General features: G+C 44.1%; 27 protein-coding genes and 1 pseudogene. 13 read left to right on the forward strand and 15 right to left on the reverse strand.

Annotated elements, in window-relative coordinates:
- Window positions 1-2: 2 nt before the first annotated feature.
- A pseudogene (locus LAY41_RS00370) lies at window positions 3-476 on the reverse strand (type II toxin-antitoxin system VapC family toxin).
- Window positions 473-709 carry an addiction module protein gene (locus LAY41_RS00375; protein WP_249092906.1) on the reverse strand — a complete coding sequence of 79 codons (237 nt, stop codon included), beginning with the start codon at window positions 707-709 and terminating at the stop codon, window positions 473-475. The pseudogene LAY41_RS00370 and the gene LAY41_RS00375 overlap by 4 nt, the downstream one beginning before the upstream one ends.
- Before the next feature lie 54 nt (window positions 710-763).
- Between LAY41_RS00375 and LAY41_RS00380 the strand changes: the two genes are divergently transcribed.
- On the forward strand, window positions 764-946 hold the full coding sequence (locus LAY41_RS00380; RefSeq protein WP_249092909.1) for a hypothetical protein: 183 nt from the start codon (window positions 764-766) through the stop codon (window positions 944-946).
- A 79-nt stretch (window positions 947-1,025) separates the two neighbouring features.
- On the opposite strand, the gene LAY41_RS00385 is transcribed toward LAY41_RS00380, so the two are convergent.
- From LAY41_RS00385 to LAY41_RS00395, 3 genes are all read right to left on the reverse strand, one after another.
- Window positions 1,026-1,439: a type II toxin-antitoxin system VapC family toxin gene (locus LAY41_RS00385; RefSeq protein ID WP_249092912.1), complete on the reverse strand. Its 414-nt coding sequence runs from the start codon at window positions 1,437-1,439 to the stop codon at window positions 1,026-1,028.
- Window positions 1,436-1,696 carry a DUF2281 domain-containing protein gene (locus LAY41_RS00390; RefSeq protein WP_249092913.1) on the reverse strand — a complete coding sequence of 87 codons (261 nt, stop codon included), beginning with the start codon at window positions 1,694-1,696 and terminating at the stop codon, window positions 1,436-1,438. Before LAY41_RS00390 ends, LAY41_RS00385 begins: the two co-directional genes overlap by 4 nt.
- A 69-nt stretch (window positions 1,697-1,765) precedes the next feature.
- On the reverse strand, window positions 1,766-1,936 hold the full coding sequence (locus LAY41_RS00395) for a hypothetical protein (protein ID WP_249094066.1): 171 nt from the start codon (window positions 1,934-1,936) through the stop codon (window positions 1,766-1,768).
- A 3-nt stretch (window positions 1,937-1,939) separates the two neighbouring features.
- On the opposite strand from LAY41_RS00395, the gene LAY41_RS00400 reads away from it, so the two are divergent.
- From LAY41_RS00400 to LAY41_RS00410, 3 genes are read left to right on the forward strand one after another with little or no spacing between them, the layout of a single operon-like run.
- The gene (locus LAY41_RS00400; protein ID WP_249094010.1) at window positions 1,940-2,197 is read left to right on the forward strand and encodes a DUF433 domain-containing protein; all 258 of its coding nucleotides are present in this window, start codon (window positions 1,940-1,942) and stop codon (window positions 2,195-2,197) included.
- Between the two features lie 60 nt (window positions 2,198-2,257).
- Entirely contained in the window at window positions 2,258-2,476 is a 219-nt protein-coding gene (locus LAY41_RS00405; RefSeq protein ID WP_249064398.1) for a DUF433 domain-containing protein, read from the forward strand.
- A 17-nt stretch (window positions 2,477-2,493) separates the two neighbouring features.
- Complete coding sequence (locus LAY41_RS00410; protein WP_249092915.1) at window positions 2,494-2,820, forward strand: hypothetical protein; 327 nt, start codon at window positions 2,494-2,496, stop codon at window positions 2,818-2,820.
- Window positions 2,821-3,162: 342 nt separating this feature from the next.
- Here LAY41_RS00410 and LAY41_RS00415 read toward each other — a convergent pair whose 3' ends face one another.
- Complete coding sequence (locus tag LAY41_RS00415; RefSeq protein ID WP_249092917.1) at window positions 3,163-4,209, reverse strand: patatin-like phospholipase family protein; 1,047 nt, start codon at window positions 4,207-4,209, stop codon at window positions 3,163-3,165.
- 301 nt (window positions 4,210-4,510) lie between these two features.
- Here LAY41_RS00415 and LAY41_RS00420 point away from each other — a divergent pair, with 301 nt between their 5' ends.
- Window positions 4,511-5,029, forward strand: coding sequence for a helix-turn-helix domain-containing protein (locus tag LAY41_RS00420; RefSeq protein WP_249092919.1), 519 nt, complete (start codon window positions 4,511-4,513; stop codon window positions 5,027-5,029).
- A gap of 32 nt (window positions 5,030-5,061) precedes the next feature.
- Here the strand turns inward: LAY41_RS00420 and LAY41_RS00425 are convergent, their stop codons facing one another.
- From LAY41_RS00425 to vapB, 5 genes are read right to left on the reverse strand one after another with little or no spacing between them, the layout of a single operon-like run.
- Window positions 5,062-5,427 (reverse strand): type II toxin-antitoxin system RelE family toxin, encoded by a 366-nt coding sequence (locus tag LAY41_RS00425; RefSeq protein ID WP_249092922.1) that lies wholly within the window; start codon window positions 5,425-5,427, stop codon window positions 5,062-5,064.
- Window positions 5,420-5,665: a type II toxin-antitoxin system RelN family antitoxin gene (locus tag LAY41_RS00430; RefSeq protein ID WP_249092924.1), complete on the reverse strand. Its 246-nt coding sequence runs from the start codon at window positions 5,663-5,665 to the stop codon at window positions 5,420-5,422. The genes LAY41_RS00425 and LAY41_RS00430 overlap by 8 nt, the downstream gene beginning before the upstream one ends.
- Before the next feature lie 25 nt (window positions 5,666-5,690).
- A complete protein-coding gene (locus LAY41_RS00435; protein WP_249092926.1) occupies window positions 5,691-6,344 on the reverse strand; it encodes a Uma2 family endonuclease in 654 nt (217 codons plus the stop codon).
- 59 nt (window positions 6,345-6,403) lie between these two features.
- Window positions 6,404-6,787, reverse strand: coding sequence for a type II toxin-antitoxin system VapC family toxin (locus tag LAY41_RS00440; protein ID WP_249092928.1), 384 nt, complete (start codon window positions 6,785-6,787; stop codon window positions 6,404-6,406).
- A 1-nt stretch (window position 6,788) separates the two neighbouring features.
- Window positions 6,789-7,010 (reverse strand): type II toxin-antitoxin system VapB family antitoxin, encoded by a 222-nt coding sequence (gene vapB, locus LAY41_RS00445; protein ID WP_249064391.1) that lies wholly within the window; start codon window positions 7,008-7,010, stop codon window positions 6,789-6,791.
- 321 nt (window positions 7,011-7,331) lie between these two features.
- Here vapB and LAY41_RS00450 point away from each other — a divergent pair, with 321 nt between their 5' ends.
- From LAY41_RS00450 to LAY41_RS00465, 4 genes are all read left to right on the forward strand, one after another.
- Entirely contained in the window at window positions 7,332-8,765 is a 1,434-nt protein-coding gene (locus LAY41_RS00450) for a cation:proton antiporter (RefSeq protein WP_249092930.1), read from the forward strand.
- A 109-nt stretch (window positions 8,766-8,874) separates the two neighbouring features.
- Window positions 8,875-9,018 (forward strand): hypothetical protein, encoded by a 144-nt coding sequence (locus LAY41_RS00455; RefSeq protein ID WP_249092932.1) that lies wholly within the window; start codon window positions 8,875-8,877, stop codon window positions 9,016-9,018.
- Between the two features lie 71 nt (window positions 9,019-9,089).
- Window positions 9,090-10,016, forward strand: coding sequence for a class I SAM-dependent methyltransferase (locus LAY41_RS00460; RefSeq protein WP_249092933.1), 927 nt, complete (start codon window positions 9,090-9,092; stop codon window positions 10,014-10,016).
- A gap of 217 nt (window positions 10,017-10,233) precedes the next feature.
- Entirely contained in the window at window positions 10,234-10,662 is a 429-nt protein-coding gene (locus tag LAY41_RS00465) for a DUF29 family protein (RefSeq protein WP_249094012.1), read from the forward strand.
- Window positions 10,663-10,695: 33 nt separating this feature from the next.
- Here the strand turns inward: LAY41_RS00465 and LAY41_RS00470 are convergent, their stop codons facing one another.
- Entirely contained in the window at window positions 10,696-12,303 is a 1,608-nt protein-coding gene (locus tag LAY41_RS00470; protein ID WP_249092935.1) for a SulP family inorganic anion transporter, read from the reverse strand.
- Between the two features lie 294 nt (window positions 12,304-12,597).
- Between LAY41_RS00470 and LAY41_RS00475 the strand changes: the two genes are divergently transcribed.
- Complete coding sequence (locus tag LAY41_RS00475; protein ID WP_249092937.1) at window positions 12,598-13,104, forward strand: hypothetical protein; 507 nt, start codon at window positions 12,598-12,600, stop codon at window positions 13,102-13,104.
- Window positions 13,105-13,229: 125 nt separating this feature from the next.
- On the opposite strand, the gene LAY41_RS00480 is transcribed toward LAY41_RS00475, so the two are convergent.
- A complete protein-coding gene (locus LAY41_RS00480; RefSeq protein WP_249092940.1) occupies window positions 13,230-15,311 on the reverse strand; it encodes an ABC1 kinase family protein in 2,082 nt (693 codons plus the stop codon).
- Between the two features lie 174 nt (window positions 15,312-15,485).
- On the opposite strand from LAY41_RS00480, the gene recN reads away from it, so the two are divergent.
- Complete coding sequence (recN, locus tag LAY41_RS00485; RefSeq protein WP_249092942.1) at window positions 15,486-17,327, forward strand: DNA repair protein RecN; 1,842 nt, start codon at window positions 15,486-15,488, stop codon at window positions 17,325-17,327.
- Between the two features lie 1,033 nt (window positions 17,328-18,360).
- Window positions 18,361-20,919 carry a GAF domain-containing protein gene (locus LAY41_RS00490; RefSeq protein ID WP_249094014.1) on the forward strand — a complete coding sequence of 853 codons (2,559 nt, stop codon included), beginning with the start codon at window positions 18,361-18,363 and terminating at the stop codon, window positions 20,917-20,919.
- 220 nt (window positions 20,920-21,139) lie between these two features.
- On the opposite strand, the gene dusB is transcribed toward LAY41_RS00490, so the two are convergent.
- Window positions 21,140-22,192 (reverse strand): tRNA dihydrouridine synthase DusB, encoded by a 1,053-nt coding sequence (gene dusB, locus LAY41_RS00495; RefSeq protein WP_249092945.1) that lies wholly within the window; start codon window positions 22,190-22,192, stop codon window positions 21,140-21,142.
- 117 nt (window positions 22,193-22,309) lie between these two features.
- Complete coding sequence (locus tag LAY41_RS00500; RefSeq protein ID WP_249092947.1) at window positions 22,310-22,990, reverse strand: Uma2 family endonuclease; 681 nt, start codon at window positions 22,988-22,990, stop codon at window positions 22,310-22,312.
- Between the two features lie 133 nt (window positions 22,991-23,123).
- On the opposite strand from LAY41_RS00500, the gene LAY41_RS00505 reads away from it, so the two are divergent.
- Window positions 23,124-25,844 carry a class I SAM-dependent DNA methyltransferase gene (locus LAY41_RS00505; protein WP_249092948.1) on the forward strand — a complete coding sequence of 907 codons (2,721 nt, stop codon included), beginning with the start codon at window positions 23,124-23,126 and terminating at the stop codon, window positions 25,842-25,844.
- Window positions 25,845-25,905 lie beyond the last annotated feature (61 nt).

Raw genomic sequence — 25,905 nt, forward strand, 5'->3', positions numbered from 1 at the left:
TTTTACTCTCCCATTAGCTCGTAGGGCGTACAAATAGTTGGTAGTTCGTATCCAGCATCATTACTGATTTGCAACAGTTTTTTTTGAATCTGAGCATTGGCAATATGCCTACAGTTCCATGTTAACAGATAGTCCAAACTGTAAACCGTAGCCACAGCAATGTGGAGCGCATCATCGGCAGCTTTAGGTGGAAGATTGCTCTTGGCAAGAAATTGCGCTGCTAAATTTTGCACGGATTCATTAACAGTGAGCAGTGGAAAGTCCTGCAAAATTTCAAGTCGCCTGTTGGCTATCTCTGCATCACCTCTTGCTACCTCATCCAAAACCACTTCAGAAATGTAAAGCTCGAACTGATGGCGGCGAGTATCCCACCATTCTCACGTAGCTTCTGAGTTAGCCATCAGAATTAAATTATTGTTCGGTCTGATAGTCAGATACCCGATTATGCTAGTTTCGATGTAAACGGTTTCACTCATGTAGGGTCAAAAACATAATGTTTGCTATGAATTCGTTCTTTAACTACCTCATAAGAACTGCCTGAGTCTAGATTTTGCAAATAGGTTGCTTTCCTCCTGGCAAGTTCTTCTTTTTGCCAGTCAAGTACAGGGATTTGATCGGGAAGCTCGGCAATGCTGTCCCATAAGTCTTCGACAAGTTGCAATTTTTCCGAGAGGGTTAGCTCAAAAACCTGAGTGAACTGTGGGTTCATGGTGACTTCACCGATTAGCTAGCAATCTAGTCTTAAGTCTATCACGCGAATTAAATGCGATCGCGTAGCGTGCCGGAGGCATATCGCTACCTCTGCAAGCATCTCTCCTTGGTATTTGCGGCGAAAAGCGATCGCAATTTACGAGTAACTCAGTATAATCAAATCTGGGACTGTAACCTGACAGGCAAACACAAGATGAACTCAATGACTGGCTTGTTGACGGGCGTAGGCCCATAGACTCGTATGTACGTCCATTACGATCGCTAAATTCGACTTTTCGATTTATCCTGAATTATTTAAAAGCGACGGCTACGAATCACGGAACTTGTATTATGTCAAATGTATCCCGATCGCCAATACGATAAAATAAAAAATCAGAATCGAGAGTAAGAATTCGACGATACCCCGTTTTTTCAGCAGTCAGAACCAGGGTTGCATCCGCCAAATCCATTGGTCGATCGCGATATTGCTCCATTAGCTTAAATAAACGGATATAATCACTTTCTTGAATTTCGTAGATTGTCAGATGTTTATCCAAAAGAAGCTGACCCAACTGTTTTTGCATTGCCCAACTGCCACGATGGAGAGCAAGATACATGGCTTCTGTCAAGCATGACCAGGTTGTAACGAGAGGTTTTGCTAATCGCATAACTGCACTTCTATAGGCATTATGCTGGGGCTGAGTGCGATCGACTAGACAAAGTAAGACACCTGCATCACAGAGAATCATAGGGTTAGACCTTGCTGCCGATACTTGTTGAGTAGGAGTTGCTGATATTCGTTGGCTGGCTCAGTAGTCCTTACTTCCAAGCGATCGACTTCCTCAAACCATTTTGCCCATGCTTTAGCCATATCGTCTTGGTTTTTCCTATCAGCTATTTTAGATTGATGCTTGTGCATCACAAAGTCGATGAAGTCGCTAACTTCTGGCAAAGCTGATTCTGGAAGTAGCTGCAATTTGGCGATCGCAATCTCACGAATACTCATAATAATTGCCTCTTTCAGTCGTCTTTATTTTAACAGAAGGGTGATCACATTGCGGTTGGCTAACCCTTCTCACGAATAAAGCAGGGGAGAATTGCGATCGAAGGGCGATCGCGTAGCGTGCCGGAGGCATATCGCTATCTCTGCAAACAGATCTCCTTGGTACTTGCGGCGAAAAGCGATCGCAATTTTCGAGTAACTCAGTATAATAAAATCACCGACTGTAACCTTACAGGCAAACACAAGATGAATTCAATGACTAACTTGTTGACTCGCATTACCCAAACACCTGGTCAGTGTGGTGGTCGCCCCTGTATTCGGGGGATGAGAATTCGAGTCAGTGACATTTTAGAAATGCTGGCTGAAAATGTCAGTGTTGCTGAGATCCTAGAAGATTTTCCTGATTTAGAACTTGAAGAGATCAAAGCTTGCTTAATCTTTGCAGCACGACGAACTGACTTTCCTCTATCATTAGTAATTGCTGCGAAAAGCGATCGCCTCTAGCACACTAAGTTTTGCAGAGTTTGATAAACTATAGATACTAGACTAGAAAGATGAAAGACCATGCTTAAAAACTCCCCTGTTATTAGCACATCTCCTGAAATTATGGGTGGCACTCCGGTTTTTTCTAACACAAGAGTTCCGGTGCAGACACTCTTTGACTATTTGAAGGCGGGAGAGTCAATTGATGATTTTATCGATGGATTTCCGACGGTAACTAAGGATCAAGTTATCGCATTATTGGAAGAGGTTGGAAAACAACTTATCAGCATGGTGGCATAGGATGAAGCTTCTTCTAGATGAGTGCATCGATTGCCTACGGCACGCTACGCGATCGCAAACTTGCCAAAGAGTTTGTGGGTTACGAGGTGAAAACAGTTTCACAGATGGGATGGGCAGGCACAAAAAATGGACAGCTTCTTGCTTTGGCGGCGGCAGAATTTGATATTTTCATCACAGTTGACCGCAACCTATCATTTCAGCAGAATTTACCAGAATTTGACATAGCGGTGATTGTTTTGCAGGCATCATCTAACCGCTTGGCGGATCTGACGCCTCTGATACCAAAGGTTTTAGGGGCTCTACCTACAGCTATTAATGGACAAGCTATAGTCATTGGCAAATAGCGGTAGAGGTGGGCGCTGCCCACTACTTCCTGCAAAAGTGGTTCGGAAAGTTGCTGCAATTTGGCGATCGTGATGTCACGAATAGCCATAAGAATTGCCTCTTTCAGTCGTCTTCATTTTAACAGAATGCTGACAACATCGCGCTTGGCTAACCGTGCAAAGTGATAGATAGCCAGCGATCGCATTCTCCTTTCTCTGCACCTAAATTGGTCATTAGGTAGTGGTATAGGTAGACCTTTTCGATTTATCCTGCGATCGCTCAATGGGAAGGCTACCAATGTTTACTTAATCGGGACTTACGCATTATCACCGTTGTTAGTAGAAGCTTAACCAGAATATATGTCAGTAATCCTCCTTCAAAATCTCACACAACTCATCCAAAGTTTCCTGAAGATGCTCAGTCAGTTTTTTACCTCGCTCCTCTAGGTACTCGATATTACTAGGACTTGCATTATCCATCTGATCGTGATTATGATCGCTACTCAATGGAAGTTGAAAACGGTAGTAGTTTCTGTTCTCTCCTCTAGTCACCATTAGCTTACTAAGCTGATAAGCAACAGCTTCGCTTTGACCATCTAGGACAACGTTAAGTAAGGGAAGTCCCCATTTGAGTTGTCCCCAATTTTTCACATCTTTATACTTATATTGTCTAGTTAGTGAGCCAGTACCCAAAGAAACAACAAGAGTATCAGTACGTTCTAGTTCTTTATCAGTATTTCTCTTGTAAGAAATCATCGCCTCCATCATTGCAAGTGAGGAAGGATTATTTGCAAAAATTCCGCCGTCTATCAAAGCGTAATATCCCTCTGGAGTACGATGTGCTGTTTCGAGTTGGTAGGGGGGAAAGAATGTCGGTGCAGCAGAAGTTGCCATTGCTGCCTCAACCATTTTAAATCCCGTACATATTTTGCGGCAATCACTACTTTCGATGTCCTCTGCATCCCGATTGCTTGTAAAAAAAACTGGTATTCTCAGTTCGATATCATAGCTCGTGATCAAAATTTCTTTTATTGCGTCTTCAACCTTAGCTTCACCTAGAAGCGCCGTTAAAACTTCTTGCCTACCTTGTGGGTCTATCTTGGGTTGTAGCAAATCATCTATAGGCGTTGGCCACTTCTCAGTAAAAATTTTTTCTCCATATTGGCGATAGAAATTTACAAGTTCGACAGCTGTGTACTCTGGCTCCTTATTGATGCTAGAGTCTGAGTTCTTTCTAGTTAAACCCAGTGCTAAAATTCCTCCTGTTGAAGTGCCTGCAATTAAATCAAACATTGTTGCTATTCGTTTTCCTGTGTGCTCTTCAATGTAGTTGAGAACGATCGCAGGGATAATACCCCGGATACCACCACCATCAATTGAGAGAATTCTTCTCTTGAATTTAGTACCCATAACACTTGCTCCTTACAGACTTGTAAAGGTATTCCATATTGCGTACCCTTTATCCGGAAGTAAATGAACCCTGCCACAGTTGCGGCATAACACCCACCAAGGGTATAACAGATGGTGCTATGTACGGCAGAGCTTTCCATCATGCTAGCTCTGCCGCACAACACCCGCAAAGCCAAAAAAGTTGGAAAAAGTTGGATCTTTCTCAAATCAGGATAAATAATTGGGATTTTCAGTAAAAAAAAGTTGCAAAAAGTGGGAAAAAGTTGGGTATAGTAACCATAGCTGTCTCATCTACCCACCTATGGACGTTCCTCAGATATTGCAATTTGTTGATGAAGCTGTCTTCACCAAGACAGACAAGCATCTAAATGACTTGCAACGGAGGATTATCGCGGGAATACTGAAGGGTCAAAAGTATGCTGATGTTTCAGAAACTTATGGTTATAGCGCCCAGCACGTTAAAAAAGTCAGTCACGAACTTTTGCAAATGTTATCTGATGTCTTTGGCGAACAAGTAAAGAAAAGTAATCTAGAATCTGTATTAGAACGGCAAATAAATGTGGGTGTAACTTTTGGGACTAAAAACACTCGCCATAAAAACATTATAGGTATAGGTTCTATCAACAGTTGCGATACTCCCTCCACTGCTATCTCAGAAAAAAGTGAGCCTGAAACTCCTAATTTTCAGCAGCAAAGTAAGAATCAAACTAAGATTGAAACAATTGATAAATTACGGAATTTTGGCTTAAGCGACGAGCAAATTGCAGAGGCGTTAGAGATACCTTTGGATGTGGTTAATCAGGTAGACTTGGATGAATGAATATGCCAAAATCTCAATTAAATATATCCATCTTATTCATCTTCAACTGCACGTTGTTTATACTCTGAAATAATGTCCCTAATTTCATCCGCTGCAATATCTGCTTGTTCAGATTTGGTATAAACAGTCAATAGAACGATCCCTTTTGCAGTTTTGACATAATAAATTAGACGGTAGCCACCGCTTTTACCTTTTTTAATGTCGCTATTTCTGATTCTCAGCTTAAAGACTTCATCCGCAATCCCAGATATTCGATCTCCCGGCAATTCTCCCCGTTCAAGTTGTTCGATTAGGGGTTGTATATCATCACGAATACTGCGATATTTCTTGGCAAGGGTGCGTAAATTTCGGTTGAAGGTTGGCGCAGCTTCAACTTGAATTAACGGTTGCTCAGACATCCTCAAGTCCTTCCCAAAGTTGGGCAACAGGAATGGTTTGTCCGGTCATTGCTTCATGCCAAGCTTGACGGAAATCTGCTATAATTTCTTCTTTAGTTTTATCATCTTCATTTATTTCTCCTGCTTCTGGGATGAGGACAATTAGTTCAACGCGACTGTTTTTCTCTGTCATTAGGGGGCGATCTAAAGTAATTTGCCCTTGTTCATTGATGATAGCCATAACTTTAATTGCTTTCATTGCTTCTCCCGTTTAAGTAATAGTTTTAAGATTTGAGTAAAGCTTCACGCACCCATTGCCGAAATGCTCGTCGTGCTGCACTAGCTCCCTCTGTTTCGCTCAATTTCAAAAATTGCACAATTCCCTCAATAACAGGGAAATTACCAAATGTGAGGCTACTTTCTACCTGCACATACTCGCTTTCATGTAATAGGAATATTTGCAATTTGCCATTTCCATAACACCAAAGTTCCGGCACACCTAACGCCACATAAGCGGAAATCTGCGTTTTTGAAGTTACGTCTATTTCAATTGCTAAATCTGGTGGTGGGTCTACTGATAAATTAAGCCGTCGCTTTCCAATCATTCGGCGAGCATTTTGAATATAGAAACAGGTATCCGGTTCTATACCTGCTGACATTTCCGCACGTTTAAATGTTGTCGATCCGTAAGGCTCCCAGTCCATTTCTAACTCATCAAGTAGCAATTTAACCATGTCGCCGATTAGTTCTTTGTTAACTTCATGTTCTGGTAACGGCATCCGAATTTCCAACACCCCTTGATAGTAAGCAATTCGTGCAGCGCGATGTTCTCCAATTTCGTTTAAAATTGCTTCAAACTCTGCCCAACTAATCTCGCGCAATGTCAAGTATTGCCCTGGTTGAACGTCAATTTGACGCAGTTGTAGTGTAACGACCATTTCATCCTCCATACTCCATCATTGCATCGTATATCATCTAAAACCTCATTTTGCTTTCCTTATGACCACAACCGCTGAATTGGATAAGCATCAAAAGCCGGATCGCGACTAATTAAAACAAGGGAATGATTTATTGCCTGTGCTACCAGAATGCGATCGAACGGATCGCGATGATTCAATGGCAGACTTATATAAGTTTCAGTATCTTCAAACGTAATCGGTAAGAGTTGAGCGTTAATGTATTGCAATTCCTTTTGCAGGTCTTGAAATGGTCGATTCAGTTGAAGCTTACCAACATTGATTTTAATGGATATTTCCCAAAGGCTGGCAATACTAAAATACAAACCTGTTTTAGTATCGATCGCTTCTTTCGCTTTACTACCCAGCTTGGGATCGCCAAGCAAATACCAAAGGAAGGCATGAGTATCTAAGAGGGCTTTCATCTTACATATATTCCTTTAGATCTTCCAGTGGTTCATCAAAATCATCAGACATCACGATCTGACCAGCCCAACTACCATAACCATGAATTTCTTCAAGCTGTTCTTGAGATAATTCAGTCTTTGCTTGTTTCTCAAGTAAATATTCTGCATAATGCAATATCTCTTTTTTTAGAGGATCTGGCATTTTGACGATAGTTTGAAATATCTCTGTATCGATAGTCATGATTTCTCTTTCGCAATACAATAGTAATATATTATAACATGGGTGTTTTGGAATTATTATGCTAATGTTCATATTGAAACATTTTTGGAGGAACACGGCATCATAAATATGTCGGTTATCCGAAAATTTTAATTATGCGGTGTCCAAAGCAGCATACCTACGACAAAGGGCTGCAAGTCTATATTGTTGGATCTCTGAGGGGTTGACAAACTGAGCTTTTTGTTATGGCGGTAATGGGGAATGGGGAATGGGTAATGGTCAGAAAAACATTTTTCCCAATTCTTTTAACATTGAACAATCCTGTACAGAAGAGCCTAGCCTATGTTTTTGACCAATGCGATCGCATATCGTTTCCCTGGGATATCATCCCTCGTTTCCCAAGAACCGCTCTTGGCAACTGCTGAAGCCGAAAATGCTCCGATTGTCCTCACCGGGGTGCTGCTGAGTTTAGTGGTAATCTATGTCGCCAGTAAAATCGGCGCTGAAATCTCCAAGCGCCTTGATTTTCCGCCCGTTTTGGGCGAACTGGTAGCTGGGGTAATTGTGGGCATATCTGCCTTGCATCTGATCGTCTTCCCGGAGAGTGGACTCCAAGCATCCGATTCGGGGGTCATGACTGTTCTGCAATGGATTAACAATCTGACTCCAGAAGCGTTGACCAGCATATTTCAGTCCCAAGGCGAAGTTATTTCCGTTCTGGCAGAACTGGGTGTAATCGTTTTGCTGTTTGAGATTGGGCTGGAATCGGATCTGCGCCAACTCAAGGAAGTGGGCTCTCAAGCCACGGTGGTTGCCTGTGTCGGGGTAGCAGTGCCCTTTGCGGCTGGTACAGTTGGACTCATGACATTCTTCCACGTGCCCGCCATTCCGGCCATTTTTGCGGGGGCTGCACTCACAGCAACCAGTATTGGCATCACTTCTAAGGTTTTATCCGAACTGGGACGACTCAAATCCACAGAAGGTCAAATCATTGTTGGTGCAGCGGTAATTGATGATGTGCTGGGAATTATTGTCCTGGCGGTTGTCGCCAGTTTAGCCAAAACTGGGAAGATTGATGTTGTCAATGTCATCTACTTAATCGTCAGTGCAACAGCTTTTTTGATTGGTTCTATCCTGTTGGGTAACATCTTCAACAAAACCTTTATTGCCGTTGTGGAAAATTTTAAAACCCGTGGCAATATCGTGATTCCGGCGTTTACTTTTGCCTTCTTTATGGCATTCCTGGGCAACGCAATTCATCTGGAAGCGATTTTAGGAGCATTCGCGGCTGGGTTGGTGCTGGATGAAACCGATGCCCGCAAAGAGTTGGATGAATTGGTGAAACCCATCGCCGACCTTTTTGTGCCCATTTTCTTTGTCGCTGTAGGAGCTAGAGCGGATTTGGGGGTCTTGAATCCAACTGTGCCCGATAATCGGGCGGGTTTGTTTATTGCGGTATTTTTGATTGCTGTGGCGATCGCAGGCAAGATAGTAACAGGCTGGGCAGTGTTTGGGCAACCGGGGATTAATCGGTGGGCTATAGGTGTCGGGATGATTCCTCGTGGCGAAGTTGGGCTGGTGTTTGCAGGTATCGGTTCTGCCAGTGGCGTGATTGACAAGCCGTTGGAAGCTGCCATTATCATTATGGTGATTTTGACCACATTTCTGGCTCCACCATTTCTGCGGATCGCTTTTGGTAAACCGGCGGAACCGCCAGCCAGTGGAGAACCGTTGGTGGCTCCCACTTTAGTGGATGAATCTCAACCGTTATCGTGAGGGTTGCGGAGCGATCGGCTTTTTTGTCATCGAATCGAGTGCGCGATCGCTCCGCAATGAGCTATGAACCACGAACCGTGAACCATTAGCGATCGCAACGATTATCGCTATGAAACTGAAATTACTACCGCTGATTTTGACAGCAGGAGCGATCGCGAAAAATCAAGCCCCATCGCTCCAAACGACCTTGCAAATAAAGCGCGAGCGGGTTAAGATAAAATTTAATATATTTATTCAAGCAGTTAGCAGTTAGAGGATAGAATAAATTTGATTAAAAACTTCATTATTAAACTACTTACTGCGGGTTCGCAACAAGACTATGCTATGCTTGCCAATCAAATGACTTTAGCAGATGCGATCGCTAAAATTGACTGGCTTTTTGGATGCGATCGCGTCTTAAAGGAATTCGATTCCGATATTACCGTATCTTACTACACCCAAAGTGAATGGGGCTATCAAACCTATCACTCCGGACAAGATGTTATCCACATGGCGTTGAATTTCGATGGGGTGTTCGATCCTGATGGTTACTATGCTCAACCCAAAGTGGTTGCAGAACAAATTAACAAATTTGGCGCTAATGATGTTTTAGAGTTGGGATGTGGCAAAGGGTTTAATAGCCGTTTTTTAGCACAGCAGTATCCAGAAGTACACTTCACCGGCATCGATATAACTCCATTGCATATTAAAATAGCACGTCAAAAAGCCCGTGCCTTTTCTAACCTGACTTTTCAAGAAGGAAATTTCAATGACTTAGAATTTCCCGATCGCTCATTTGATATTGTGTTTGCCTTTGAGTGTTTATGTCATGCACCTCAAGCCAAAATACCGTTGGCAGAAATTTTCCGCGTGCTGCGTCCTGGTGGTCAATTAATTATATTTGATGGTTATCGCAACACCAAACTCGAACAACTCCCAAAATTATTTCAAACTGCAACTCAACTCACAGAAATATCGATGGCAGTTCAGCATGGGTTTGGAGAAATTGAGGAATGGACTGCCAATGCCAAATCTATCGGCTTTCAAATTCAAACTATTGAAAACCTTTCCTCAGCAGTTCAGCCAACTGTATCAAGGTTGAAAAAATTGTCTGTGAGATTTTTTAGCTTGTCTTGGAAAGCCAAATTGATTGCTAATTTATTACCAAAATATTTAATCAGAAATTCAATCGCTGGTCTATTAATGCCCTTTACTTTGAACCCGGAAGGAGGCTCTTTAGGATATTACAAATTAATTTTAAAACGTCCATGAAAAGCATGGTGGCATCTTTATCTGTATAATCCTTTAGTCCGGTTTCAATTTGGCGATCGAAACTGTTTCGGCTATATTTGAGGTGTACCAGTCGCCCACTATTCCATTCAAGTCGGTCAGCATGGACATCACAGCTACTTGGTATGAAAGCCAGCAGCCAGGACTAGGCGACGAGTTTTTGGATACAATAGCAATTAACCAATATTCAGGTATTATTATGGAAGAATTACTTGCTCTTAAATCTTTGCTCTTGCAGGGTGATATTCCAGAAGCATTGCTAATAATCGAAGAACTGGAAGAAATGAGCCGCGACGACAAAATTAATAACATTCGCAGCTATGCCAAAATTTTACTGCTGCACCTGATTAAGCAGCAAGCTGAAAATCGCACCACTCGTTCTTGGGATGTTTCAATTCGCAATAGTGCCAGGGAAATTCAGGAAAAGAATAAGCGCCATAAGGCAGGGGGCTATTACCTGAACGCGGAAGAATTACGTGAAGTTTTAGAAGCTGCATATCCAATGGCAGCTGATAAAGCATCGCTGGAAGTAGCAGAAGGGCGATATGAGACAGCCGAATTGGAAAATATGGTTAATCGAGAAGAAATTCTGAATCGCGCTTTAGCTTTAATTTCACCTGAAGTATGAGCGACTATTCTTAATTAGGGTTAACTAACCTACTCATTCAGATTCTTTACTTTGCCGATCGGCCTTTTCATTCCTCTCTTGCCATTCCGCATAGAAAAACAAAATCGCCAACAAAATATAACCAACTGCCCAAGAACTTCCCGCACCCCAACCCAACTTAATCACGGTATCGGCAACTGTCCAATTGTAGCTGTGCATTAAACCTACCCAGGAAAGTAAGGCTGCACCTAATGACCAAAATGCTGCTTGACGAAAATTTCGTTCTATGATGTAAACTGCGATCGCAGCCAGAATCATCGCTGAAAAGATAAACCCTTGTTCCAGTGCAAAGGCACCATCGATATAGGTGTCACTCAGTTTAAAGAGAGGGACTAAATCTGCGGTAAAAGGTTTGTCTGGTGTACCCAAACCAGCGGCGCGAAGAGAGTTTTTGGCGATGAGTGCCCCCCAACCCGCGATCGCAGGTAACAACCCCACAACCACTGCTGGCGCGTGATGACGTGGTGTAGCCTCAAAAGCTTGGGCAACAATCACAATACCGATCCAAAGAACGATCGCCATCCCAGCTTCGATCGGCACAAAATATGCTAAAAACGCAACAGTACCGCTCAAACACAGCAAACCCATCACTACACCATTGAGGACAGAATATCCCACCCGCGCCCCCATCGCTTTCCAACCCGGATGACCGATATAGATTGTAGTCGGGAAACAGGAACCGCAGATAGCCGCCACGATCGTACCAATCCCATTTGCCGCCAGACAAGGCGTAGCAGGATAAGTATCCCCCGCTGCTTCCGCACTTTCCAAATTTTGAATACTGCCAACCAGGTTAAATAATCCCATCGGCAAGATAATACTGAGGTAGTCTACCAAAACCCCGCGTGCTTGCCACAAATCTCCCAACCAAAAGCCGGGTAAGTAAACCCCTATTGGTTTTACAGCCTCAACAAATCGGGCGCTATCCCAACTCATCAATCCCGTTCCCCAAGCAAGGGCAATTCCCAGCAACACCGCCAACAAACCACCCGGAATGGCAAACTTTACCCGACCGAAGTAAGTTAGGAGAATCACCCCTAACGGCACTAATCCCACAACTGGATTGGCATAAGTGCGGAAGAGAAAGCCGATCGCAATAAAAGTGAGCGCAATTCCGCCTAAAGTAGAGAGTAGAGCGGCGCGAGGAGCGATTCGACGCAGAGTATTGCCAATCCAAGCACCGCAGAATTCAATCAATCCGCTGCCCAGACAAGCCACCAAACCCGCTTGCCAAGCCAATTCCGCAGCTTGTTCGCTAGAGAAGCCCTTGGCTAAAGCACCCAGCCGCACTGGCAACATCACTAAGAAAACATAGGCAAACAGACTAACAGTGTTGATACCATAAGGCAAAGCTGTGATATCATCTCTCTGTTCCCTTTGCCCCTGTTGGTAAGCCAGCCAACTGTAATAAAAATTACCAACTATCAAACTCAGCGCTATTCCCGGCAGAATGCGTCCGTAAATCAAAGACGGTGGGAAGCCTAGCACCCCCCCGCATAGATTGACAATCAGCAAGATTTGAATAAAATTATCGAGTGCTAGCCCGAAGAATCCATCGATATCTCGGCGAACTAGCCAGCGTGGGAGCGTTGTTGTTTGCATATGTGTTTGAGCTTGTATAGCTATAGTCAGATATGTTAGGACAGTATTGAGCTATTCCCCGCAAGGAAGCGACTGTGTTTCCACTCTTTGCACTCAGCACTTTGCTATATCAGCTTTGGTACAGGGAACGCGATCGCGCAATATTCGTCATTTTCCCCTACTAGGGGGATGACAGAGGTTTAAACTTTTATTTAACGACTCAAAAAATATACTGAAATCTTACATACTTAGCTGAGTCACCTAGAGCAGAAACGATATTATAAATTGGACGTGAGGTAGTAAAAAATAAAGGCAATGCTACATTTGGCCCTGGTGCAAAAGCAAGGATTGTCAAGTGAGCCCAGGCTGCGATTAATAGCTCGCCAAGAATCTGGACATACTTGGGCATTGATGAGCGAATCTGAGATAATTCCGGCAACAGAAGCAGATTCCTACAACGATGGCTTACTGGTTTTAGTACAACTTTCCCCGGCAGGCCAGATTTTGAGCGTTAAAGCTGCCACAGACTGGGTGCTGAATCTGGTGGAAAATTATCTCGCCAGTGGCATAACCCCGGCCTTTTTGCAGCAAGAAAAGGAACGGGTTGAACAAGGGCTGCAATCCCTCACATTAGAAAAGCAAGATTTAGCCCGCCGTTCCGTAGAACTAGAAGCCCGTAGAGAAGAGATTCAACAGTTGGAAATCAAGTTACAAAAACAGGTTCAAGCCTTAGAAGCAGAAAAAGAGGAACTGCTCACCCGCTTTAGCTCCGAACTCGAAGCCTGTCAGCAAAAGGTTCAAGCCTTAGAGGGGAGCAGCTAGGGGCAGAGGGGCGCTTGTGCAGAGGAGCAGAGGGGCAGAGGGGGGGAGAATTTCAAATTTTAGATTTCAGATTTCAAATTTCAAATTTCAAATCTAAAATCTAAAATCTAAAATTCCCCTAGCCCCTAGCCCCTCTTCCCTAGTGGCTCAGGCAGCGCTAATCTGGTGGATGAGTTCTGCTTGTGACCGTTATTCTGGGCTGATTTGGGTTCTTCGGCTACTAAAATTTCCCGAATCAGCCGCGCCACAGCACGCTGGGCTAAACCGCTAGCTACTTGCTGACCCATCTCCTGCGTTTCTGGCTTCACTAGCAATTTGGGAATCAGCGGAAGCAGTTGCGTTGGGTCAAAACCAGGAGTTTCCTGAAGAATCTGCCAAATCCGCTTGATATGTGCCAAACTTTGAGGCGTTTCGCTTGCAACGGGCTTCTCGTTTACCCCTAAGCCAACCCGTTCGCGAAAGGCATAGGTAAAATTTTGGAAGCTATTGCGCGTTAAAGAGTCTAAACCATTGACAATTTCATCGGCCAGGTTTTTGCGAATGAACTCGCCCCGTTCGGAAAACAGAAAGTCTACAGTCTGATTCAACACCTGATTGAGGTCGTAGTCTTGAGAGATACCGGCATTCCGCAGCAAGTTTTCCAAACGATTCCAGCGAAATTTGCCGTCTTTGAACAGGAGATCCCGTAGAGAAGTCCTTAATTCCGACGATGTATCTGTCAGCAGCCTTTTCGCAACGTAGGGATAGGCTTTGCTGAGAACTTTAAAGTTGGGGTCTATTTGGATCGCGATTCCCTCCAAGGTGACGAGGGAGCGAATAATTAGGGCGTAGTAAGCGGGTACGCTGAACGGATATTCGTACATCAACGCCGAGAGCTGATCGGTGATGCTCTTAAAGTTTAGTTCGGCTACACTTGCTCCCAGGGCATCGTTAAATACGGCGGCAAATGCGGGGATGATGGGCGTCAAGTCGGTGTCGGGCGTCAAAAACTCTAAATTGACGTAATCGCGGGCTAAGCCTTCAAAGTCCCGATTGACCAAATGCACGACTGCTTCAATTAAGCCATAACGCTGATAGGGCTTGACTTCGCTCATCATGCCAAAGTCCAGATAAACTAATTTGCCATCTGGGCTGGCTAGCAAATTGCCGGGATGGGGGTCGGCGTGGAAGAAGCCGTGTTCTAGCAGCTGACGCAGGGAACACTGTACTCCTACTTCTATCAAATGACGGGCATCTATTCCCTGTTTCTCGATCGCTTCCAGATTAGTCAACTTGGTGCCGTTTATCCACTCCATCGTCAAAACGCGACGCTGTGTGTATTCCCAGTAAATCTTGGGAATATAGATATCCGGTACATTACCGTATAGCTGCTCAAATCGCTCGGCGTTATGTCCCTCCTGGATGTAGTCCAGTTCTTCAAAGATGCGGCTGCCAAATTCATCCAGGATCGCTACTAAGTCGCTGCGTATCCGTTTAAAGGTCTTCTTCGCCCATGCAGCCAAAGAACGCCCGATGTATAAATCGAGTGCTATTCTCTGGGTAAGGTCGGGTCGCTGTACTTTTACGGCGACAGTTTCACCTGTTTTGAGTTTGCCTTTATAAACTTGGCCCAGAGAAGCAGCCGCCAAGGGTTCTGGCGATAGTTCTGCGTATATTTCTTCGGGTTTTGCACCCAGTTCTTCTTCTATAAACCTGTAAGCTACCTCGTTGGGAAAGGGGGGTAGTTGGTCTTGCAGATTGGTTAATTCTTCCAAGTATAAGGACGGAACTAAGTCTGGGCGGGTGGATAGGGCTTGTCCCACTTTGATGTAGGCTGGGCCTAGTTTGGTCAAGATTTCCCGCAGCTGAACGGCTCGTCGCTTCTGGTTCTTGGCTATGCGCCCCAGCTGACGATCCAACCACAAGTTGGCGGCAAAAGTGACACACGGCCACACTATGCCTACAAATCTTCCCCATACTTGTAATGGACGCTGCTGATAATACTCGGCGATCGCTTCTGGGTCATAGCGTAGCCCTTCTGTTTCCTTCTCTGATGCCACAACAGTAACCCGTTTAGCTGGCGTTGGCGACTGCGATGCCTGTTCTACCGTTACCGTCGGGGCAACAACTTTCGTTGCATCATTCCTCATGGCTGGGTATGCAGGCTTCTGAAGCCTTGCTTCTGAATAAGAATTAGATGAGCTTGGCGATACCGTCTTTAAATTCATGAATAAAACCGAGTCGGGGTCTTTATGTTAAACATTGTAACAATGACTCGGATGAAGACCTCACCTACCCAAACTTACGCTATACCTAATTTGGTCGATTTTAGATTTTAGATTTTGGATTGAGGAATTGCTAAATCCCCCTCTGCCCCTCTGCCCCTCTGCCCCTGTCCCCTCATGCTACTTGGATTGCGGATTGAAAATTTTGCCCTGATCGATCGTCTGGAGCTTGTATTTGGCCCAGGTCTAAATGTGTTGACTGGGGAAACTGGCGCGGGAAAGTCGATTATTCTCGATGCGATCGATGCCGCTTTGGGAGGTAAAGTTACCAGCAGGTCTATTCGGACTGGGGCTATTCGTGCTGTAGTGGAAGCGACTTTTAAGTTGACTGCGGAGTTGGCTGACTGGCTTGCTGAACAAGAAATCGACCTTTTGGATGAAATTTCTTTGGTATGCAGTCGCGAAATGTCTACCAGTCAGGGTGTGCTGCGTAGCAGTCGATCGCGGATCAATGGGGTGGTGGTAAACCGACAGCAGATAGAACAACTGCGATCGCGTTTGGTAGAGATCACCGCTCAAGGTCAAACGGTTCAAATCGGACAGCCAGCACGTCAGCGCCATTGCCTCGATAGTTTCGGCGGTTCCCCCCTACTCCTACAGCGGCGAGAGGTCTTCGCAGCTTTTACAGCCTGCTCTGAGGCACTCTCTCACTTGGAAAATCGTCGCCAGTCCGAGCAGATGCGCTTGCAAAAGTTGGATTTACTGGAATTTCAGCTAAAAGAACTGAGTACCGCTAATCTTCAAGATCCCGATGAATCAGAACATCTCGAACAAGAACGTCAGCGCCTCAGTCACGTTGTAGAATTGCAAAAGCAAAGTTACCAAGTCTATCAAGCTTTATATCAAAATGATGGCGAAGCTGATGCCGCTGCTGACATACTGGGTCAAGCGGAAACAGTTTTGATCGATATGGTGAACTACGATGTCCAGCTGCAACCAATTCTAGATATGGTAAGTGCGGCTCTATCTCAGGTGGAAGAAGCGGGACGACAAATTAATGCCTACGGTGAAGATTTAGAAGCAGATCCCCAACGTCTGGAAACGGTGGAACAGCGAATCCGGGATCTTAAACAAATTTGCCGCAAGTATGGCCCTAGTCTGGGGGAAGCGATCGCATACAGTCAGCGCGTCCAATCTGAGTTGGAGGAACTACAAGGGGGCGGACAATCGATCGAAGTTCTGGAGCAAGTATATCAGGAACGAAAAGCCATACTTGAGAAAGCTTGTGCTAGTCTAACTCAGTTGCGCCGCACTGCCGCCGATGAACTGGAAGCTCGTTTGGTGTCAGAACTTAAGCCCTTGGCGATGGAAAAGGTACAGTTTCAAGTAGAAACTGCGCCCTGTCCGCCTACGTCTTACGGTGCTGACAAGATTGTATTTATGTTTAGCCCCAATCCAGGGGAACCGCTGCATCCGATGACAGAAACTGCCTCTGGCGGGGAAATGAGTCGTTTTCTACTTGCGCTGAAGGCGTGTTTCTCTCAAGTGGATTCTGTGGGAACACTAATATTTGATGAGATTGATGTGGGAGTGTCTGGACGGGTTGCTGTGGCGATCGCTCAAAAGCTCCACCAACTCTCTCAACACCATCAGGTTCTCTGCGTCACCCACCAGCCCCTAGTCGCCGCTATGGCCGATCGTCACTTCCGAGTTGATAAAGAAGTTATCGAGAAGGAGTCAGCAGTCACCAGTCATGAGATATCCAACACTCAGCACTCAGATGTTCGCACCGTCGTGCGGGTATCTGCCCTCGACAATCATCTCACTCGCAGTGAAGAACTGGCTCAGCTAGCTGGCGGAGAGTTTGGCACTGAGGCGATAGCCTTTGCCGAATCTCTTCTGGCACAAGCTGCTTCTCACCGTCAAATGCAGCCATTACCAATTTCTAAACCAAAACCTCTCCCAGACTCAGGATCTCATACTGAGACGGCAATTGACAAAACTTTAAACAATCCTTAACAGTTTGACAACAAAAGAGTTCTAAAGTGTTTATTCAAAGCTCCTGGTTACGAAAATTCTGCAAATGGGAAAAGTTTGGTAATCAGCGGCACAAATATTCCGTGGCATAATGTCAGAATCATAAAATCTCACGGGAGCGTGGAAAAAAAACATATAGTAAACTAATCTGTAAATTAAACTTCTAGCGTTTCACATACCAATCTGTAACTCCAATACTCTATAAACAACTATGATCGCATCCCGTTTGCATCTGCCATCTGTTGCACAGACTGCCACTGTGATAGATGTAGTCCCCTACGTTAAAACTTCCGTGTCTCAAATTGCACCATCGGGTACTCCTGCACCGAGTGTAGTTGATGCAATTCTGGACGTGGAAAATCAGCCTCTGCAACAAATTCCACAAGTGTACGCTCCTGCGCCGAGTGTAATAGGTGCAATTCCAGAAGTAGAGCATCAGCCTGTGCGTAAAATGGCACAAGGGAATATTCATGAAGCTAAGACGATCGATATAGTCCCAGAAGCAGATAATCAGCCGGTGTTTCAAATGGCACAAGGCGATTCTCATGAAGCTAAGGCGATCGATCTTGTCGAGTCAGCAGAAAATCAGTCGGTGTTTCAAATGACACAAGGAGATTCTCATGAAGCTAAGACGATCGATGTAGTCGCACAAGTAAATACTCAGGAAGCTAAGACGATCGATGTAGTCGCCGAAGCAGAGCGTCCGCCCTTGAGTAAAATGACACAAAGTAATACTCAGAAAGGTAAGAGGATATATCATAACGCAGTCGCACAAGCAGAGCATGAGCAGGTGCGTAAAATGACACAAGTAGATACTGATGAGATTAAAACGCTATCGGGTAAGGGAGTTGAGCTAGTCGCGAAAGTTGATAATCCATCGCTGCGTAGAAAAGGACAAGCTCATCCTCAGAAACCGATCGGCGGGGTGGAAAATCAGCAAGTGTATAAAACAAAACCGCATAATGCTCGCGATCGCAAAGTGATTGATGTAGTCCCCCAGGGGGAAAATCCGCCAGTGCATCAACCCCCTGCGGCTCCGACTCCTGAATCGAATCGTGGCGGTGCATTAGCCACAACGGAAGGCTCTTTTTCAACGTTTCTCGCCCCCCTAAACAAAAATTCTTTCAAAGAAGTAGTTACCGGCGTTGAAGACAAACTTCGGGTGATAAATCAAACCCTGACAATGCTGACCGACAGCCAGGGTTTTGATGCCATTCTCCAAGATATGTTGAATGCTATTACCCTGAAAACAGGAGAATTACTGAATGCAGACCGCACGACAATTTATTTAGTAGACGAAGAGAAAAACGAACTGTGGTCAATTGTTGCCAAAGATGAAGAAGGACGCGCTCTAGAAATTCGCTTTCCGGCGACCCAAGGGATTGCAGGCGAAGTAGCCACCTTCGGGAAAGTGATTAATATTCCCTTTGATTTCTATGACGATCCCCGCTCCGCTTTTGCCCAGAAGCAAGACCAAAAAAATGGATACCGCACCTACACGATGCTGGTGATGCCATTATTGAGCGAGCGAGGCGACTTAGTAGCGGTAGTGCAATTAATCAACAAATTAAAGTTGCCAAACGAGCAAACCAAGCATTTAGATGGACGCATCAATCTAAATGGTTTTACTGAGGAAGACGAAAAAGTTTTTGAAGAATTCGCTCCTTCGATTCGCTTAATTCTGGAAAGTTCTAAATCTTTTTATGTAGCTACCCAAAGACAGCGAGCGGCTGATGCGCTGATGAAAGCGAACGAAGCCTTAAGTAAGAGCAGTCTCGACCTAGAAGAAACCCTCGGTCGAGTGATGGATGAAGCCAAGAAATTGATGAATGCCGATCGCAGCACCCTATGGTTAATAGACCACGATCGCAATCAATTATGGACGAAAATTCCCATTAATGGCGAATTAAAAGAACTCTGCATTCCCAGAACGGCGGGATTCGCGGGTATAGTTGCCGAATCCCACGAACCGCTGATGATTGGATTTGATTTGTATGAAGATCCCCGTTCGGAGACTTCCAAACAAACAGATCAAAATTTGGGTTATCGCACTTGCAGTATGTTGTGTATGCCCGTGTTTAACGCAGATCAAGAATTGATTGGCGTCACGCAATTAATCAACAAGAAAAAACAGGGAGATTGGCCTGCATACGATCCCTCTCAATGGCCGAAAGTACCGGAATGCTGGAAAGCAAGTTTTAATCGCAGCGACCAAGAATTCATGCAGATCTTTAATATCCAAGCTGGTGTGGCGCTGCAAAATGCCAAACTCTTTGCCGAGGTCAAGCAACAGCAACAAATGCAGCGAGATATTCTCCGCTGCTTATCCAACGGCGTGATCTCAACAGATAAAGAGGGTAAAGTTATCGCGGCAAATGAAAGTGCGAAGCGATTGCTAGGCTTTGCTGAGGATGAAAAACTGGAAGGAAAACCAATTTACGAATTGGTGCGGATCAAAGGCAAAGAAGAACAAGATGAGGATAAATTTCCCCAATGGTTTAAAACGGCTTTAAACACTACGGATGAGAAAAAGCGCCAGCAATATTACCCAGATCAAGTATTAGAATCCGCCTGTAACGAACAACACAGTGTGAATCTGTCGATTAATACGATCGCCAATGCCAGCGATGCTACTAAAGTTAGCGGCGCTTTAGTGGTGATGGACGACATCAGCGATGAAAAGCGCCTCAAGAGTACGATGTATCGCTACATGACTCAGGAAGTCGCCGAACAACTGCTGGCAAGCGGCGATAATTTCAAGATGGGAGGCGATCGCAAAGAAGTTAGCATTCTGTTCTCAGATATTCGCAGCTACACCACCTTGACCGAAAGCTTGGAGGCGGAAGAAGTGGTGCAAATGCTCAACGAATATTTCGAGTCGATGGTCGATGCTGTCTTTAAGTACAAAGGCACCCTAGACAAATACATTGGCGACGCGCTTATGGCCGTATTTGGTGCGTTCCTGCCATTGCACGATCATGCCTGGATGGCAGTTCAAACAGCAGTGCAAATGCGCCATCGCTTAGCAGCATTCAATTCCAAGCGCCGCGAAAACAATCAGCTAGAAATAAAGGTTGGCATTGGCATCAACTCCGGCTCAGTTATCAGTGGCAATATTGGTTCTTCTCAGCGCATGGAACTCACTTCTATCGGCGATGAAGTCAACTTGGCGTCGCGCTTGGAAGGTGCTAGTAAGCAATATGGCTGTGACATTGTGATTAGCCAAAATACCTTTGAGCCATGTGCCGATCGCATCTGGTACAGGGAGCTTGACTTTATTCGCGTCAAGGGAAAAGATAAACCAGTGAGAGTTTATGAACTGGTTGGTTTGCGCGACGAGCAAATTTCAGACGAGAAGCACAATTTGATCGACACTTACCATAAAGGACGCAAACATTACCTCAATCAGGAATTTAGGAAAGCAATGAATGAGTTTGCCATAATTCTGGAAGATATGAGCGTTCCTGATAAATCAGCTTCCTTGTACCTGAAGCGCTGTCAGTACTGGCTGGATCATCCCGAATTCGTAGAGACACAATGGGACGATGGCGTCTGGACTCTCACAGAAAAATAGGGCATTCGCTTTAGCGTTCTTATCCCAGTTGTAATTAAGAGCGCTAAAGCGCAACAACGTACCCAGAAAGCAAGTAACTAGCAACTTGAGTTAAGTAGTCGGACAAAAGTAAACGATACTGTGTTAACTTTTGTAAAAGCTACGCAATCGCTGACAGCACGCTGATTGAGCATCTTCATAAAACTTAAGACAGTTAACATTATTTATGTCCGACTACTTACTACCCAAAGTCTTCTTCTTGCCAGCTAGTATTGGCATAATCACCAGTAGCAAGGCGTGAAATGGCCCGATCGATCGTTTCCAAACCTTGTTCCACTGTTTCTATCAGAGCTAGCTTACCCCGCAAGTCCGCAGCACCAACAAAACCTTTAGCATACCAAGTCATGTGCTTGCGAGATTGCCGAATTCCCCGTTCTCCCTTATATTCCCACAGCGCTTGCAGATGATCCTTAGCACATTCCAGCCGTTGAATTGGCGTCGGAGTTTCCTTATTTTTACCAGTTTTCAAGAAATAGTCAACTTCTCCTACTAAAAACGGATAACCAAGCGTTCCTCGCGAACACATCACGCCATCAGCACCAGTTTCTTCCAAACAACGTACAGCAGCTTCCACAGAAAAAATATCGCCATTAGCAATAACTGGAATAGAGAGAATTTCCTTAACTTTGCGAATCCATTCCCACTTTGCAGAACCATTATAACCTTGAGCGCGGGTGCGACCGTGTACGGTAATCATTTTTGCACCAGCATCTTCCATACGTTTGGCAAAATCGAGAATAGTAATTTCTTTATCTGACCAACCGATGCGAGTTTTAACTGTTACTGGCACATCCACAGCTTTCACTACTTGCCGGACAATTGCCTCAGCAACTTCCGGTTGTCGCAATAAGGAAGAACCGCCGCCATTTTTAGTAATTTTGTTGACCGGACAACCCATGTTAATATCTACTGTATCAGCACCTTCTTTTACTGCCATAACAGCAGCTTCAGCTAAGAAATCTGGACGACAGTCAAATAGTTGAATGCTGATAGGTCTTTCGTTCGGGTCTACCTCCATAATTTTGGGCAACTGTTTGACATAATGCAGTCCCGTCGCGTTCACCATTTCCGTGTACATCATCGAGTCTGGCGCATAGCGACGCACTAGGCGACGGAATACCAAGTCAGTCACGCCTGAGAGGGGGGACTGTAGCACGCGGCTATTTACTTCAAAAGAGCCGATTTTGAGGGGGGTGGAGAGTCTGGTTTGGAGACTGGGAGATAGAGACAGCATCTGGAATTAAAGGCGATCGAGCTTTTCTATTGTAGTTTATTCTTAGGTACGTTGTTGCGCTTCAGCGCTCTTTAAGATAGCGCTAAAGCGCAACAACGTACCTAAGATCGCACTTTTTTATTCCGGCAATTCGCCAAATCTTTCCCGATATCTAGCCACTAATTCTTCAGCTTGCCTTGACCTTTCTTCTGCTGTCAGATAGCGATTACCTCGCTCATCAAACCAATACAATACCTCAAGTTGCGATTCCCCGTCAGAATATCGACCTCTACCAATCCCTAAACCTATTTCCGGCATCCAAAAAGGCTCGCCAATTTGCTGTTCGTACTCGCCATTAACTAAGCGATAAATTTCCAAAGGTTGATGTTGGTCGCGCCGCCAATAGTAAGGGTTATAAACAACATAATACAATACTCCTAATTTGGCATAAATATCCAGCTTTTTATCATATTCGCCGCCGTAAGTTTGAGAGACTATCTCTAGTGCGAAAATCGGGGGAATATTATTTTCTTCCCAAACCACATAACTTACGCGCAAAGTATCGCCTTTAAACCGTTCCACTCCTAAACTCAAGAAACCGTCGGGAACAACGGGTACGAGATGACTAACTCCCGTCGTGTGATATACTGCCATATCTATGCCAAAGAACCAATCATTGCGCTGGTTCCAGTAGAATTTGAGCAGGAATAAAAGTAAATTGGGAATAAAGTTTTGATTTTCGTTATCCACAGGAGTATCGTCAGAATTAGGGAGTTCAGCACCAGTTGGTAAGCGGATTTCTTGATTAAACTGTACCATAATAGGCTGGCAGATAATTGATTAATTAATTGTATCATTAAGAAAGCAGTCTGCACAGAAACCGGGTTTCTATTTTTCGTGCAATTCCGGTATAATAGTTGACATCTATTTGCAAACTTTCAGATTTATCGATATGAATGGCCTACTGAATAATATTCAAAACTTTGTTGATTACGTCCGTACTTTGAAGGGAGATGAAAAAGGGGAGGCTCAGGTATTTTGCGATCGCCTTTTTCAAGCATTCGGTCATCAAGGCTACAAAGAAGCAGGAGCCGAACTAGAATATCGGGTAAAAGCGAAAGGCAAAACCACAAAATTTGCTGATTTATTGTGGCGACCTCGGTTATTACTGGAAATGAAAAAACGGGGGGAAAACTTAGAAAAACACTATCAGCAAGCTTTTGAATATTGGCTAGAATTAGTGCCGCACCGTCCCAAATATGTAGTGCTTTGTAATTTTGATGAGTTTTGGATATACGATTTAGATCTTCAGCTTCGGGAACCTGTCGATCGAGTTAGTTTAGAAGAGTTACCCAATCGATTTACTGCTCTTAACTTTCTCTTTCCCGAAAATCGTCAGCCTTTATTTAATAATAACAAAATTGATGTCACCAGAACTGCGGCTGATAAAGTTGCTCAAGTTTTTAATCGCTTAGTGCAGCGAGGAGAAAAAGTAGAAACGGCGCAAAGGTTTATTCTTCAGTGTGTAGTGGCATTGTTTGCCGAAGATATCGATTTGTTACCTAGAGGTTTATTTACAGAATTTTTAGGTGATTGCCAAATGAATCGAGTTAGTTCTTATGATTTAATTGGGGGATTATTTCGGCAGATGGGAAGCGATCGGCCCGCGCCCAAAGATAGCCGCTATGGAGATGTACCTTATTTTAATGGTGGCATATTTTCAACAATTGAACCCATACACCTCACCAGAGGCGAAATCGACTTGCTATTAGACGCATCGGCAGAACGATGGTCAAAAGTGGAACCTGCGATTTTCGGGGCGTTATTTGAGTCTAGCATGGGTAAAGAAGAACGTCATGCTTTAGGCGCTCACTACACTAGCGAGGCAGATATTCAAAAAGTAGTTTTACCTACGATTATCCGCCCTTGGCGAGAACGGATTGAAGCGGCAAATACCTTGAAGGATTTGCTAGCACTACGACAAGAATTAATCAATTTTAAAATTCTCGATCCGGCCTGTGGTAGTGGGAATTTTCTTTATGTTGCTTATCGGGAACTGAAGCGACTAGAGGCACAATTGCTCACCAAGATTCATCAAAGTTTCAGTCGTGCTGCTAATGTAATTGGTACGATGTCGCTGGTAAAAACAAGCCAGTTTTATGGTATTGATATTAAACCGTTTGCAGTGGAATTGGCAAAGGTAACATTGATGCTGGCTAAAAAGTTAGCACTGGATGAAGAAAATCATTTGCTCAATGTGGTACAGATGAACTTAGCACTCGATATGGATCGGGCGTTACCTCTTGATAATTTGGATAAAAATATTCGCTGTGATGATGCTTTGTTTTGTGATTGGGAAACAGTTGATGTAGTAGTTGGTAATCCTCCATTTTTAGGTGGTCATCGTCTGCGACTAACCCTTAATGATGAGTATGTTGATCGCATTTTTGCTAAATTTCCTGAAGTAGAAGGTCAAGTAGATATTTGTACTTACTGGTTTCGCCTTACTCATAATCATTTGGGGGAAAATTGTCGCGCTGGTTTAGTAGGGACAAACACTATCTCTCAAGGTCAAAGTCGTAAAGCTGCTTTAGATTATATTACCCAAAATGGCGGCTACATTTACGATGTTATCTCTACACAACCTTGGTCTGGTGAAGCGAAAGTACACATTAGCATTATTAATTGGTTAAAAACCTCTGAGACGAAGGAATTAACCTACCGGATCGATCATAAAGTTGTTTCAAATATCAACTCTTCCCTTAAAGCTGAAGTTGATGTTACCCAGGCAAAATGCTTACAAGCTAATAGAAACTATTGTTTTAAAGGTGTACAGCCTAGTGGGAAAGGTTTTCTGGTTACTGAAATGCAGGTCAAGCAATGGATTAAAGCCAATTCAAAAAATCAAGAAGTTCTCAAACTGTTTATTCAGGGGCAAGACTTAGCACAGAATGTAAATGGTAAGCCGGATCGTTGGATTATTGATTTTAATGAGATGAGTTTAGAAGATGCCAGTGAATACAAACTGCCTTTTAACCATGTCAAAAACTATGTAAAGCCAGAACGAGATCAAAACAGAAGAGAGACAACAAAGTTAAATTGGTGGAAATATGGTGAAAAACGTCCGGGAATGCGAAAAGCTTTAGCAACTTTACCCTTTTATTTCGTTGTTCCCAGGGTATCAAAATGGTCGATTTTTATTCTTGCCATTCCAGATTGGCTGCCGGGTGATGGTACTAATATCGTTGCTTCTGATGACTTCTACGTTCTTGGAATCCTAACTTCAAATCTACATCGCCAATGGGTGAAAGCGCAAAGCTCAACCCTTAAAGCCGATACACGCTACACTCACAACACCTGTTTTGAAACCTTCCCCTTTCCCCAAAATTGCTCAGAAAAAATCAAAACTGAAATTCGAGCAGCAATGCAAGCTATCCATGATTACCGCACTGAACAAATGGAGCGAAAACAGTGGGGAATTACCCAACTATACAACCAATTTTTTAATGAACCAACCAGTCAACTCGCTAAACTTCATGCTCAATTAGATCAACTCGTTTGTAAAGCTTACGGTATCAAATCCAACGATGATCCATTAAAGTTTCTATTAGAGTTGAATTTTGAAGTAGCAAATCGGGAATCTCAAGGTTTATCTGTTGTCGCTCCAGGTTGACCGCCTGTTGTCAAAAATGCTAGTGAATTTATTACAGATGATTGTGTGAAAATGCCAGAGT

It is taken from the genome of Argonema galeatum A003/A1 (assembly GCF_023333595.1).
GTDB lineage: Bacteria > Cyanobacteriota > Cyanobacteriia > Cyanobacteriales > Aerosakkonemataceae > Argonema > Argonema galeatum.